This is a genomic window from Microbacterium sp. APC 3901 (assembly GCF_030407765.1).
GTDB lineage: Bacteria > Actinomycetota > Actinomycetes > Actinomycetales > Microbacteriaceae > Microbacterium.
In genome coordinates this window covers 124,187-136,551 of record NZ_JASDCU010000011.1, presented here as the reverse complement: position 1 = coordinate 136,551, position 12,365 = coordinate 124,187, and the positions used below count along the sequence as shown (strand labels likewise).

At 67.3% G+C, this 12,365-nt stretch carries 13 protein-coding genes and 2 tRNA genes; 2 read left to right on the top strand and 13 right to left on the bottom strand.

Annotation, left to right across the window (positions count from 1 at the left end; translation table 11 throughout):
• Positions 1 to 129 precede the first annotated feature (129 nt).
• From QMA07_RS11915 to QMA07_RS11875, 9 genes are all read right to left on the bottom strand, one after another.
• The gene (locus QMA07_RS11915) at positions 130 to 981 is read right to left on the bottom strand and encodes an aldehyde dehydrogenase family protein (RefSeq protein WP_290162090.1); all 852 of its coding nucleotides are present in this window, start codon (positions 979 to 981) and stop codon (positions 130 to 132) included.
• Complete coding sequence (locus QMA07_RS11910) at positions 978 to 2,420, bottom strand: aldehyde dehydrogenase family protein (protein WP_290162088.1); 1,443 nt, start codon at positions 2,418 to 2,420, stop codon at positions 978 to 980. The genes QMA07_RS11915 and QMA07_RS11910 overlap by 4 nt, the downstream gene beginning before the upstream one ends.
• An 11-nt stretch (positions 2,421 to 2,431) precedes the next feature.
• Positions 2,432 to 3,433: a deoxyribose-phosphate aldolase gene (deoC, locus tag QMA07_RS11905; protein ID WP_079113056.1), complete on the bottom strand. Its 1,002-nt coding sequence runs from the start codon at positions 3,431 to 3,433 to the stop codon at positions 2,432 to 2,434.
• The gene (locus tag QMA07_RS11900; protein WP_140037391.1) at positions 3,430 to 4,365 is read right to left on the bottom strand and encodes a sugar-binding domain-containing protein; all 936 of its coding nucleotides are present in this window, start codon (positions 4,363 to 4,365) and stop codon (positions 3,430 to 3,432) included. The genes deoC and QMA07_RS11900 overlap by 4 nt, the downstream gene beginning before the upstream one ends.
• A gap of 154 nt (positions 4,366 to 4,519) precedes the next feature.
• Complete coding sequence (locus tag QMA07_RS11895; RefSeq protein ID WP_140037392.1) at positions 4,520 to 5,161, bottom strand: ATP-dependent Clp protease proteolytic subunit; 642 nt, start codon at positions 5,159 to 5,161, stop codon at positions 4,520 to 4,522.
• A gap of 20 nt (positions 5,162 to 5,181) precedes the next feature.
• The gene (locus tag QMA07_RS11890; protein ID WP_140037393.1) at positions 5,182 to 5,778 is read right to left on the bottom strand and encodes an ATP-dependent Clp protease proteolytic subunit; all 597 of its coding nucleotides are present in this window, start codon (positions 5,776 to 5,778) and stop codon (positions 5,182 to 5,184) included.
• 81 nt (positions 5,779 to 5,859) lie between these two features.
• Positions 5,860 to 6,369 carry a tetratricopeptide repeat protein gene (locus QMA07_RS11885; RefSeq protein ID WP_356762877.1) on the bottom strand — a complete coding sequence of 170 codons (510 nt, stop codon included), beginning with the start codon at positions 6,367 to 6,369 and terminating at the stop codon, positions 5,860 to 5,862.
• Positions 6,370 to 6,439: 70 nt separating this feature from the next.
• Positions 6,440 to 7,966, bottom strand: coding sequence for a trigger factor (tig, locus tag QMA07_RS11880; protein WP_290162081.1), 1,527 nt, complete (start codon positions 7,964 to 7,966; stop codon positions 6,440 to 6,442).
• A 62-nt stretch (positions 7,967 to 8,028) separates the two neighbouring features.
• Positions 8,029 to 8,102: transfer RNA gene (locus QMA07_RS11875), tRNA-Pro, on the bottom strand.
• Positions 8,103 to 8,211: 109 nt separating this feature from the next.
• Between QMA07_RS11875 and QMA07_RS11870 the strand changes: the two genes are divergently transcribed.
• Together QMA07_RS11870 and QMA07_RS11865 are read left to right on the top strand one after the other, a co-directional pair.
• Positions 8,212 to 8,282 (top strand) — tRNA-Gly (locus QMA07_RS11870).
• 120 nt (positions 8,283 to 8,402) lie between these two features.
• Positions 8,403 to 9,608 (top strand): hypothetical protein, encoded by a 1,206-nt coding sequence (locus QMA07_RS11865; RefSeq protein WP_290162079.1) that lies wholly within the window; start codon positions 8,403 to 8,405, stop codon positions 9,606 to 9,608.
• Positions 9,609 to 9,681: 73 nt separating this feature from the next.
• On the opposite strand, the gene QMA07_RS11860 is transcribed toward QMA07_RS11865, so the two are convergent.
• From QMA07_RS11860 to QMA07_RS11845, 4 genes are all read right to left on the bottom strand, one after another.
• The gene (locus tag QMA07_RS11860) at positions 9,682 to 10,035 is read right to left on the bottom strand and encodes an RNA polymerase-binding protein RbpA (RefSeq protein ID WP_042540778.1); all 354 of its coding nucleotides are present in this window, start codon (positions 10,033 to 10,035) and stop codon (positions 9,682 to 9,684) included.
• Positions 10,035 to 10,283: a preprotein translocase subunit SecG gene (gene secG, locus QMA07_RS11855; RefSeq protein WP_042540779.1), complete on the bottom strand. Its 249-nt coding sequence runs from the start codon at positions 10,281 to 10,283 to the stop codon at positions 10,035 to 10,037. The genes QMA07_RS11860 and secG overlap by 1 nt, the downstream gene beginning before the upstream one ends.
• 81 nt (positions 10,284 to 10,364) lie before the next feature.
• The gene (tpiA, locus tag QMA07_RS11850; protein ID WP_290162075.1) at positions 10,365 to 11,156 is read right to left on the bottom strand and encodes a triose-phosphate isomerase; all 792 of its coding nucleotides are present in this window, start codon (positions 11,154 to 11,156) and stop codon (positions 10,365 to 10,367) included.
• The gene (locus tag QMA07_RS11845) at positions 11,147 to 12,361 is read right to left on the bottom strand and encodes a phosphoglycerate kinase (protein ID WP_290162073.1); all 1,215 of its coding nucleotides are present in this window, start codon (positions 12,359 to 12,361) and stop codon (positions 11,147 to 11,149) included. The genes tpiA and QMA07_RS11845 overlap by 10 nt, the downstream gene beginning before the upstream one ends.
• Positions 12,362 to 12,365: the final 4 nt, after the last annotated feature.

The window sequence follows — 12,365 nt, the reverse complement described above, 5'->3', positions numbered from 1 at the left end:
GCCTAACCGCTGCATCCGACACAGGGACGCATTGGCACGGGGGTCGCACATCACGAGTCCGCATCGCGCTCATGCAGGAGGCCCGCCGGCTGCTGTCGCAGATGGCGGGCCTCCTGATTCCGACGCGCGTCAGACCATGCTCTTGGTGTGCCACACCGTCTTGATCTCGGTGAAGGCTCCGATGCGCTCCGGCGAGGCGGTGACCGCGCCGGGTGCCAGCACTCGCTTGAGCGTCTCCGCCGCCGCGATCTGCATGTCGATCCACTCGAGGTCGCCCGCGCCCGCCAGATCGAGCGCATTGACGTCCTGATGCGAGGCGAGCCACGGCGCCATCTCGGCCGGAGACCCGGTGAGCACGTTGACGACCCCTCCGGGCACATCGCTCGTCGCGAGCACCTCGGCGAGGCTGATCGCAGAGAGCGGGAACCTCTCGCTCGCGATCACGACGACCGTGTTGCCCGCCACCAGGGCGGGAGCGACGACCGATACGAGGCCGAGAAGCGCGGAATCCTGCGGCGCGACGATCGCGACCACACCGGTCGGCTCCGGAACGGAGATGTTGAAGTACGGCCCCGACACGGGGTTGGCGTTGCCCGCGACCTGCGCGTACTTGTCGCACCATCCGGCGTACCAGACCCAGAGGTCGATCGCCTCATCGACCTGCGCGGCGGCGGCAGATGACGAGACGCCCTCCTGCGCTGCGATCTCGTCGATGAACTGCGCGCGGCGCCCCTCGAGCACCTCGGCGACCCGGTACAGCACCTGCCCGCGGTTGTACGCGGTCGCCCCCGACCAGCCCTTCACCGCGGCGCGAGCTGCCACGACGGCATCCCGCGCATCCTTGCGAGAGCCCTGGGCCGCATTCGCGAGGAAGGCGCCCTTGGCCGAGAGCACCTCGTAGGTGCGCCCCGACTCGCTGCGAAGGAACGCCCCGCCGATCGCGAGCTTGTAGGTCTTCGGAACAGTCAGTCGCTTGCTCATGCGGATGCCCCCTTCAGGTAGGCGGTGAGACCCTGGCGTCCGCCTTCGCGGCCGTACCCGGACTCCTTGTATCCGCCGAACGGGCTCGACGGGTCGAATCGGTTGAAGGTGTTCGCCCAGATGACGCCCGCCCGAAGGCGGTCAGCGACGGCGAGGATGCGTGATCCCTTTTCCGACCAGATACCGGCGGACAGACCGTACGGCGTGTTGTTCGCCTTCGCGATCGCCTCGGCCGGAGTGCGGAACGTGAGCACCGAGAGCACCGGGCCGAACACCTCGTCGCGAGCGATCCGGTGCGACGCCTCGACACCCGTGAAGATAGTCGGAGCGAACCAGAAGCCCTTGTCGGGGATCGCGCAGTCCGCGGTCCAGCGCTCGGCGCCCTCGGCCTCGCCGATGTCGCTGAGCTCGCGGATGCGGGCCAGCTGAGCGGCCGAGTTGATCGCACCGATGTCGGTGTTCTTGTCGAGCGGGTCGCCGAGGCGCAGGGTCGACAGACGGTTCTTCAGTCGGTCGATGACCTCGTCGTGGATCGACTCCTGCACGAGCAGGCGGCTGCCTGCGCAGCAGACGTGGCCCTGGTTGAAGAAGATGCCGTTGACGATGCCCTCGATGGCCTGATCGATCGGCGCGTCGTCGAACACGATGTTCGCGGCCTTGCCGCCCAGCTCGAGCGTCACCTTCTTGTCGGTTCCGGCGACGGCCCTGGCGATGTCGCGGCCGACACCGGTCGAACCGGTGAACGCGACCTTGTCGACATCGGGGTGGCGAACGAGAGCGGCACCGGAGGCGCCGGCACCCGTCACGATGTTGACGACGCCCGCCGGAAGGTCGGCCTGCTGCAGGATCTCGGCGAAGATGAGCGCCGTCAGCGGCGTGGTCTCCGCCGGCTTGAGCACCACGGTGTTGCCGGCTGCCAGAGCGGGAGCGAGCTTCCACGCGAGCATCAGCAGCGGGAAGTTCCAGGGGATGATCTGCCCCGCGACGCCGAGCGCCCGCGGGTTCGCGCCGAGGCCGGCGTAGTCGAGCTTGTCGGCCCACCCCGCGTAGTAGAAGAACCAGGATGCGACCAGCGGGACGTCGACGTCTCGGCTCTCCTTGATCGGCTTGCCGTTGTCGAGACTCTCGGCGACGGCGAGCTCACGAGCCCGCTCCTGCACGAGTCGGGCGATGCGGAACAGGTACTTGCCCCGGTCGCGGCCGCTCATCTTCGACCAGGTCTTGTCGTAGGCACGACGCGCAGCGGCGACCGCCCGGTCGATGTCCTGCTCGTTCGCCGAGGCGATCTCAGCGATGTGGCTCTCATCGGCCGGCGAGATCGTCGCGAAGCTCGCACCCGAGCCGTCGACGAACTCGCCGTCGATGAACAGGCCGTAGCTGTCCTTGAGGTTCAGGACCGCCTTGGACTCCGGGGCCGGAGCGTATTCCAGGAATGACATATGCGGGGCTCCTAGTCGATCGTGACGTAGTCGGGGCCGGAGTAGTGGCCGGTGGTGAGCTTCTGACGCTGCAGAAGCACGTCGTTCAACAGGCTCGAGGCGCCGAAGCGGAAGAGGTGCGGCTGCAGCCACTCCTCCCCCACGGTCTCGGCGACCGTGACGAGGTACTTCACCGCGTCCTTGGACGCACGGATGCCGCCTGCGGGCTTCACGCCGATGCGCTCGCCCGTGCCCCGGTGCCAGTCGCGCACCGTCTCGAGCATGAGGAGAGTGGTGGGCAGCGTCGCTGCCGGCTGCACCTTGCCGGTGGACGTCTTGATGAAATCGCCACCCGCGAGGATGCCGAGCCACGACGCGCGCTTGATATTGTCGTAGGTGTTCAGCTCGCCGGTCTCGAGGATCACCTTGAGCGAAGCGTACGAGCCGTCCGCCCGACGACAGGCTTCCTTGACCTGGGCGATCTGGTCGTAGACCAGCCCGTATCGGCCGGAGAGGAACGCGCCTCGGTCGATCACCATGTCGATCTCATCAGCTCCCGCAGCGACTGCTTCGGCGGTGTCGGCGAGCTTGATCGCCAGCGACGACCGACCGCTGGGGAAGGCCGTGGCGACGGCTGCGACCGAGATCAGTCCGTCGTCGGGGTCACCGTGCAGCGCACCGAGCGCCTCGACCGCGTCGCCCACCATGTCGCCGTACACGCACACCGCGGCTACCTTCGGAGTCGACGGATCAGCGGCATCCGGGTTCTTGGCCTTGGCGACGAGCGACCGCACCTTGCCCGGGGTGTCGGAGCCTTCGAGGGTCGTGAGGTCGATCAGCTTGATGATCGTGTCGAGTGCCCAGGCCTTCGACGTCGTCTTGATCGACCGCGTGCCGAGCCCGGCAGCGCGCTGCTCGAGGCCGACGGCATCGACGCCGGGGAGTCCGTGCAGGAAACGGCGGAGTGTGGCGTCATCCGGCTCACCGCCGAGAACGTCCACCGCCGTCCTGCGGCTGAGTTCTTGGGTCGTCATCGTTCCTCCAACAATGCTCGTGCTGTGGTCTCATCTGTCACCAGAACGCTGCACAGGCCGCTGGTGACGACTGTGCGCGCGATGTCATGCTTGGCGTCACCGGCGGTGACGAAGATGGAGCGCTTGGCCGCGCGCAGGCGCCCGAGGTCGACTCCGACCGTCCGGGCATCGAGCTGCGGGTCGACGATGTTGCCGTCGGCGTCGATGTAGCGGCCCAGGACATCGCCCACCGCGCCTCGGCGAGCGAGCTCCTCGACATCGGATGCCGACAGGTACCCGTTCTCGACGTGCGCGGACGTCGCATCGCACGGACCGGCGGTGAACAGGAACGCCTGCGCCTCGGCTGCTTCGACGAGGACGGCCGCGACGGTGCGGTCGGCTTCGATCGCCTGCTTGGTCTCGACCCGCTCGAGGATCGCCGGGCTCGGAAGGAGGGACACGTGTCCGGATGCCCGCTGGGCGATCGTCACGGCGAGACCTGCGGCTCCGCCGGAGCGCCGGTTGAGGCTCACTCCTCCGTTGAGCTGCACGACCGTGACGCCGGTCGCCCAGCCGTCCGGCAGCGATTCGGCCACAGCACGCAGCGTGCGCCCCCAGCTGACGCCGAGGGTGCGCGGCACAGGCCGCATGGCGGTGAGGTAGTCGGCGGCGGCCTGTGCGACGCGCTCGAGTGTTCCGTCATCACCGTCCGGGGAGGGAACGACCACCGCGGCCGTGAGTCCATGACGTTCCACGAGCTGGCGCTCGAGTCCGAGTCGGCGCGCACGCGGATGCACGATCTCGATCCGCACGATGCCACGCTCTCGGGCCTGTGTGAGAAGTCGCCCCACCTTCCAGCGGGAGAGCTTGAGGAGGGCGCCGATCTCGTCCTGCGTCTTGTCCTCGTCGTAGTACAGCTCGGCGACGCGGACCATGATCAGTTCTTCTTCCATGGCATCCTCCTTCCTCACCCAGCTTACGTCCGTAGCACCGTTCGCGCATCCACCTGCTCATATGAGCAGATTACCGGCGTTCGTCGCACATTCGCCGGAGACGACGAAAGGACGCCGACCCCGAGGGGTCGACGTCCTTTTCGCAGAGAGGTGCTTACATGCGCTTGCGCGACGTGAGCACCTGGTCGACGAGGCCGTAGTCCAGCGCCTCGGCGGCGGACAGGATCTTGTCTCGGTCGATGTCACGGTTGACCTGCTCCACCGGCTTGCCGGTGTGGCGGGCCATGGCCTCCTCGAGCCAGGTGCGCATGCGGAGGATCTCCGCCGCCTGGATCTCGATGTCGGACGCCTGACCGTGTCCTGCCTCGCCCATGGCCGGCTGGTGCATCAGCACACGGGCGTTGGGCAGAGCGAGACGCTTGCCGGGGTGGCCGGCAGCGAGCAGCACGGAGGCAGCGGATGCCGCCTGGCCGAGCACGACGGTCTGGATCTGCGGCGCGACGTACTGCATCGTGTCGTAGATCGCCGTCATCGCGGTGAAGGAACCACCGGGCGAGTTGATGTACATGGTGATGTCGCGCTCGGAATCCTGGCTCTCGAGCACGAGCAGCTGCGCCATCACGTCGTCGGCCGACGCATCGTCGACCTGGACGCCGAGGAAGATCACGCGATCTTCGAACAGCTTGTTGTACGGGTCCTGGCGCTTGAAGCCATAGGCGGTGCGCTCCTCGAACTGAGGGAGCACGTAGCGGCTGGAGGGCAGGTCACCGGCAGCGCGGAAGGTGGGTGTGTACATGAGAGTCCTTTCGCTTTCCGTTACTTGCTGTCCTGGTCGGTTCCGCCGCCGCCGACGACGTCGGTGGCCGAGTCGCGGATGTGGTCGACGAAGCCGTACTCGAGCGCCTCGTCAGCGGTGAACCAGCGGTCGCGGTCACCGTCTGCGTTGATCTGCTCGACCGACTTGCCGGTCTGCGCGGCGGTGATCTCGGCGAGGCGGTTCTTCATCGAGGTGATGAGCTGCGCCTGCGTCTGGATGTCGCTCGACGTGCCACCGAAGCCACCGTGCGGCTGGTGCAGCAGCACCCGAGCGTTCGGGGTGATGTAGCGCTTGCCCTTGGTGCCGGCCGTCAGCAGCAGCTGACCCATCGATGCGGCCATGCCGATTCCCACGGTGACGATGTCGTTCGGGACGAACTGCATCGTGTCGTAGATCGCCATGCCCGCGGTGATGGATCCGCCAGGCGAGTTGATGTAGAGGTAGATGTCCTTCTCGGAGTCCTCGGCGGCGAGAAGGAGGATCTTCGCGCAGATCTCATTGGCGTTCTCGTCGCGCACCTCCGATCCCAGCCAGATGATGCGGTCTTTCAACAGCCTGTCGAAGACGCTCGTAGCGAGGAGGGGTTCTGCAGCCATGTCAGCTCCTGATTCCGTGTTTCAGTGATTCGAATCTACCGGCGACAACGCGGCGCTCAGGCCGTGTTCGCCGTCGGCATATCAGCCGTCGAGTTCGGCGATCTCATGCGCGTATGCGGTCATCGAGCGGTGGTAACGCGGAAGATGCGGCACGAGTGCCAGCAGCGCGACCGAGAGGCCCTGCGCCGGCCGGCCTGAACTCGCCAGGATCAACGCATGCACCGTCGCCACGGCATCTCGGTAGGGTCCGTCGGCCGACAGCTCCTGCTCGGCGCGGATGACGGAGAGCGCGTCATCGAACTCACCGAGATTGCGCAGCGAGCTCGCCAGCTGGATCACGCACTGCGGGCGGTGCTCGTCGTCCAGTCCGAGAGCGAGAGCGTGCCGGTAGAGCTCCACGGCCTCGGCCGGCCGGCCCGCGGAGTCCCTCGCGCCGGCACGTTCGAACTGCGCTCGCGCGTCGTCGATCCCCCGCTCTGCAGCCAGCGCGTCGATCCGCGCGATGGTGTCGTCGCCGACCTCTTCGCCCGACGCGTCATTCCACACCTCATCGATGCGTTCGTCCCAGGTCTTCATCGTGTCCTCGCTCACGGGATGTCGTCTTTCACGAGAAAGGGGCGGATGCCGCAGCATCCGCCCCTTTCATCGAGATCGTGTCCGATCACTCGGCCTTGTCGGCAGCCTTCTTGGCCGGAGCCTTCTTGGCTGCAGGCTTCTTCGCGGCCGGCTTCTCAGCAGCGTCGGCGTCGTCGGCCTTCTTCGCCGGAGCCTTCTTGGCTGCAGGCTTCTTCGCGGCCGGCTTCTCAGCGGCGTCCGCGTCGTCTGCCTTCTTCGCAGCCGCCTTCTTCGCCGGAGCCTTCTTGGCCGGCTTCTCGTCGGCAGCGGCGTCGGCCTCGGCCTCGGCCTCGTCGTCGGTCACGACGAAGTCGGACAGGTCGACCGGCTTGCCGTTGGTGTCGACGACCTTGACCTTGCCGAGCGCGATCGCGAGGGCCTTGTTACGGGCGACCTCGCCGACGAGAGCGGGCAGCTGGTTGGACGACTGCAGCGCCTCGACGAACTCCTGAGGAGCCATGCCGTATTGCGATGCGGACTGGATGAGGTACTGCGAGAGCTCCTCCTGCGAGACCTGCACGTCTGCCTGCTCGGCGATCGTGTCGAGCAGCACCTGCGTGCGGAACTGCTTCTCGCTGGCCTCGGTCACCTCGGCGCGGTGCACGTCGTCCTCGAGGCGGTTCTCGCCCTCGAGGTGGTTGTGCACCTCATCCTCGATGAGCTTCGGCGGTACGGGGATGTCGATCTGCTCGAGCAGCGTCTCGACGAGCTTGTCGCGCGCTGCGGAGCCCTGCGCGAACACACCCTGCTGCGAGACGCGCTCGGCGAGGCTCGCGCGGAGCTCGGCGATCGTGTCGAACTCGCTGGCGATCTGCGCGAAGTCGTCGTCAGCCTCGGGAAGCTCGCGCTCCTTGACGGCCTTGACGGTCACGGCGACCTCGGCCTCGGAGCCGGCGTGGTCGCCGCCCACGAGTGCGGAGCGGAACGTGGTGTCCTCACCGGCGGTGAGCGACTCGATCGCGTCGTCGATGCCCTCGAGCAGCTCGCCCGAGCCGACCTCGTACGAGACGCCCTCTGCGCGGTCGATCTCGGCGCCGTCGATCGTGGCGACGAGGTCGAGCTCGACGAAGTCACCCTTCGCTGCCGGGCGGTCGACGGGAACGAGCGTGCCGAAGCGGGCGCGCAGGTTCTCGAGCTCGGCGTCGAGCGCAGCGTCGTCAGCCTCGACGGCGTCGACGGTGACCGTGATGCCGTCGTACGACGGGAGCTCGATCTCGGGGCGGACGTCCACCTCGATGTCGACGAGCAGGTCGCCCGAGAAGTCCTTCTCGTTCGGCCACTGCGTGATGTCTGCGGCCGGACGCCCGACGACACGGAGCTTGTGCTCGACGGTCGCGTCGCGGAAGAACTTGTCGAGGCCCTCGTTGACCGCGTGCTCGATGACCGCACCGCGCCCGATGCGCTGGTCGATGATCGGAGCGGGGACCTTGCCCTTGCGGAAGCCGGGGATCTGCACGTCCTGAGCGATGTGCTCGTAGGCGTGCGCGATGCTGGGCTTGAGGTCGTCCGGGGTGACCGTGATGCTGAGCTTGACCCGGGTCGGGGTCAGCTTCTCGACGGTGCTGTTCGCCATTCTGGTGTGCTCTCCTTGTGATTTCCGCGCTGAATCGCGGCTGTCAGGCCGTTGAAGCCGTGTCGGGGCGACAGGAGTTGAACCTGCGACCTCCCGCTCCCAAAGCGGGCGCTCTACCAAGCTGAGCTACGCCCCGGGGAATCCGCTTGCAGATTCAGCCCCACCGAGTCTAACGGACACGAGCACCCTCGTCAGTCCGCTATGATCGATGAGTCGGCACGAACCGAGAGGCTCCCTCCGACAACGGGGCTGTAGCTTAGTGGTAAAGCCTCTGTCTTCCAAACAGATGATGCGAGTTCGATTCTCGTCAGCCCCTCACTCGACCAAGGCCCCCGCGATCAGCGGGGGCCTTGGTTCTTCTCCAGGAGTTCTCCTCCGACGCGGCGCACTCATTAGAGTCGTGGTACGCCGGTTTCCCCACGGAGGTCCCCACCGCATGTCTGTACCCGTCGACGTGGCTTCCACCGCCATCGGAGACCACGCGCTCCCCCCGCGATTCGGCAGCGCGCGGGAAGCGGCACCGAGAAAGCGCAGACCACGGCGCGGGCCGGTTCTGAGCGCTGCCGCTGTCGTGTTCGCCGCCATGGCGGTCGGAGTGCTCCAGCTAACCTCGAGCCTCGGCTACGACGAGGCTCGCGCCGAGTTCGACGCCGGCCGTGCCACGACAGCGAGCACCGGAACCGAGCTCCGACACGAGCTCGACGCGCTCACATCCACCCTGGGCAACGCGGATCTCCTCCTGCAGACCGACTCCGGCGTGCTCGTCACGCCCGCAGCGCGAGACGCGCTGTCGCTCGCCACCACCGATGCCCGTGAGGTCGTGACCCCCGCGGAGGACCTCCTCGCCCGGGACCTGCCCGCCGCCGAAGCAAAGCCGGGGACCTTCTGGGAACTCTTCGCAGCGTCCGGCGAACTGGCAGCGCAGACACGCGATCTCGACGATCGGGCGGCCGACCTCGAAGGAGCGGCGTCCCCGCTGACCGCAGCCGTCACGACGGTGACCGATGCCGGCGCAGCCGTCATCCGCTCTGCGTCCGAGGCCGCACCGGCATTCGAGTCCGCACATCTCTCGGCGAAGAACGATGCAGTGATCGCACTGCGCGATGCCGCGTCACGAGCATCCGGAACGGTGATCCTCGACGCGTCGGCGGTCGAAAAACTCGTGTCGCTGCAGGATGCAGCGGCGCAGGTCGTGGCGACCGAACAGGCCGAGCTCGCAGAGAAGGCAGGCCCGCTGCAGACCGCTCGGACGGAGATCGAGGCCTTCGCTCGGTCACTCGCCCCCGAGGTGCTGCTCGAGTTCGACTGGAATCAGGTCGTCAACAACGCGGGCTACAACGGCAGCATGGGAGGCCTCACGACCTGGTGGTGGGACGACCCCGACCGCGCGGTCATCGAACTCTCGAACTCGGTCGCGGAGCAGTGGCCCGCGGAACGCAGCAAGGCTCTCGTCGCCCATGAGGTCGGCCATGCGATCAGCGTGAAGTGCGAGGACATGTACGATTCGTCGACGCAGGACAGCATAGAGAAGTGGGCCACCGCCTGGGCGATCAGCATGGGCTTCAGCGACGACGCGAACGGCGTCTGGGCCTACGGGTACCCGCCGCAGTCCTACATCGACGCCGCGTACGGATGCCGGTGAGCAGGCGCACCACAGACGAGAGAAGCCGCCGCGATCGAATCGCGACGGCTTCTCTCATGAGTTCAGATCGAGGTCACTGGCCTCGACGCTCACGCAGCTGGGTGAGCGCATCCTCGAGGAGCTGGACGGCTTCTGCGTCGGTGCGACGCTCCTTCACATACGCGAGGTGGGTCTTGTACGGCTCCGGCTTCGCGAGCGCGGGCGGGTTCGCCTTGTCGCGACCGGCCGGCAGACCGGACTGGGGGTGGTCGATCGTCTCGGGGATCTCCTCTTCAGGAAGCCCCGCGGCGAAGTAGCGGACCGTCTCGTTGCCGAGACCGTCCCAGTACGAGACCGCGATGCGGTCGGCGTGGTAGCCGTGGTCCTGCTCGCCCATGGGGCCGGAACCGACGCGGGTCCCTCGGATCGCATTGCCGCCGGTAGCCATCAGATCACCTCGAACTTCGTGATGAGACCGAGCGCGACGATCGCGACGAACCACGCCAGGGCGAGGACGACGGTGAAGCGGTTGAGATTGCGCTCAGCGAGACCCGACGAGCCGACAGCCGACGTCATTCCGCCACCGAACATGTCGGAGAGGCCGCCACCGCGGCCCTTGTGGAGGAGGATGAGGAGAGTCAGCAGGACGCTGGTTATGCCCAGCACCACCTGCAGGACGAACTCGAGAATTTCCACGAGGAAGAGCCTTTCGCTGGGGCAGGATTGCCCCGGTAACGGTCAAGTATACGGTGCGGCGGGGCCGGAGCCCCGCCACACTCACACGCCGACGTGCTTCTCGAAGCGGATGATCGCGGCGAACTCGTCGACCACGAGGCTCGCGCCTCCGACCAGTGCGCCGTCGACATCGGGCTCACGCATGAAGCTGGCGATGTTGGCTGCCTTGACCGATCCTCCGTACAGGATCCGGGTGCGCGCCGCAGCGTCGTCTCCGAGGACCTTCGCGATCACCGTGCGCAGCGCGGCGCAGACGTCCTGCGCCTGCTGGGGCGTCGCCGCCTGTCCGGAGCCGATGGCCCAGACGGGCTCGTACGCCACCACGATGTCGGCATCCTTCGAGAGCCCCTGCAGGGCGGCTTCGAGCTGGCCGGCCGGAACAGCGCTGGCCCCGAACTTCTCGAGGTCTTCGGCGGTCTCGCCGACGCAGATGACCGGCGAGAGGCCGTGCTTCAGCGCGGCCTTCGTCTTGGCAGCGACGACGTCATCCGACTCCGCGTGGTACTCGCGGCGCTCGGAGTGGCCGATGATGACGTACTTCGCGTCGAGCTTGGCGAGGAACGCTCCCGACACCTCACCGGTGTACGCACCGGAGTCGTGAGCCGAGACGTCCTGTGCACCGAGCGCGAACGGGATCTTGTCCGCATCGATCAGCGTCTGCACGCTGCGGATGTCGGTGAAGGGCGGGAACACCGCGACCTCGACCGATCCGTCTTCGTGCTTGGCATCCTTGAGAGTCCAGTGCAGCTTCTGCACGAACGCGACCGCCTGCAGGTGGTCGAGGTTCATCTTCCAGTTTCCCGCGATCAGCGGGGTACGAGTATTCATGCCCATCCGAGCACCTCCAGGCCGGGTAGTCTCTTGCCCTCGAGGAACTCGAGGCTGGCGCCGCCACCGGTCGAGATATGACCGAACTGGTCGTCGGTGAAACCGAGCTGGCGCACGGCTGCTGCGGAGTCTCCTCCGCCGACGACGCTCAGGCCGTCGACCTCGGTGAGCGACTGCGCGACGGCCTTGGTGCCGCCGGCGAAAGCCGGGAACTCGAACACGCCCATCGGACCGTTCCAGAAGACCGTCTTCGATCCGCGGATCACCTCCGCGAACCGCGCAGCCGTCTCTGGACCGATGTCGAGGCCGATTCCGGCCGCGCCGAATGCCGTGTCCTCGATCGCGTCCGCAGCCGTCACCTCGTGGTCGGCATCCGCCGAGAACGAGGAGGCGACGACGACGTCGGTCGGGAGCACCAGCTCCACGCCGCGCTTCTCGGCCTCGGCGATGTAGCCGCGCACCGTCTCGAGCTGGTCCTCTTCCAGAAGGCTGGATGCCACGGCGTGGCCCTGCGCCTTCAGGAAGGTGAACAGCATGCCGCCGCCGACGAGGATGCGATCCACGCGAGGCAGCAGGTGCGAGATGACGCCGAGCTTGTCGCTCACCTTCGACCCGCCGAGCACGACCGCGTACGGGCGCTCGGGGTTCTCGGTGAGACGGTCGAGCACATCGAGCTCTGCCGCGATCAGCAGACCGGCAGCCGACGGCAGCAGTTCGGCGAGGTCGTAGACGCTCGCCTGCTTGCGGTGCACGACTCCGAATCCGTCGGAGACGAGCACGTCGCCGAGCTCTGCGAGGTGAGCCGCGAAGGCGCCGCGCTCCGCGTCGTCCTTCGAGGTCTCCCCCGGGTTGAACCGCAGGTTCTCGATGACGACGATGTCGCCGTCCTCGAGCGAGGCCACGGCCTCCTGCGCGGACTCGCCGACGGTGTCACGCGCGAACGCGACCGGCTTGCCGAGCAGCTCGGACAGTCGCTGGGCGACCGGGGCGAGGCTGTACTGCGGGTCGGGCGCACCGTCGGGGCGTCCGAGGTGCGAGCACACGACGACGCGGGCTCCCGCGTTGATCAGTGCGTTGAGGGTAGGCAACGAGGCGCGGACACGGCCATCGTCCGTGATGATCCCGTCCCGGAGGGGGACATTGAGATCACAACGGACGATGACGCGCTTGCCCTCGAGCGAACCCAGCGAATCCAGGGTGCGCAGAGTCATGGGA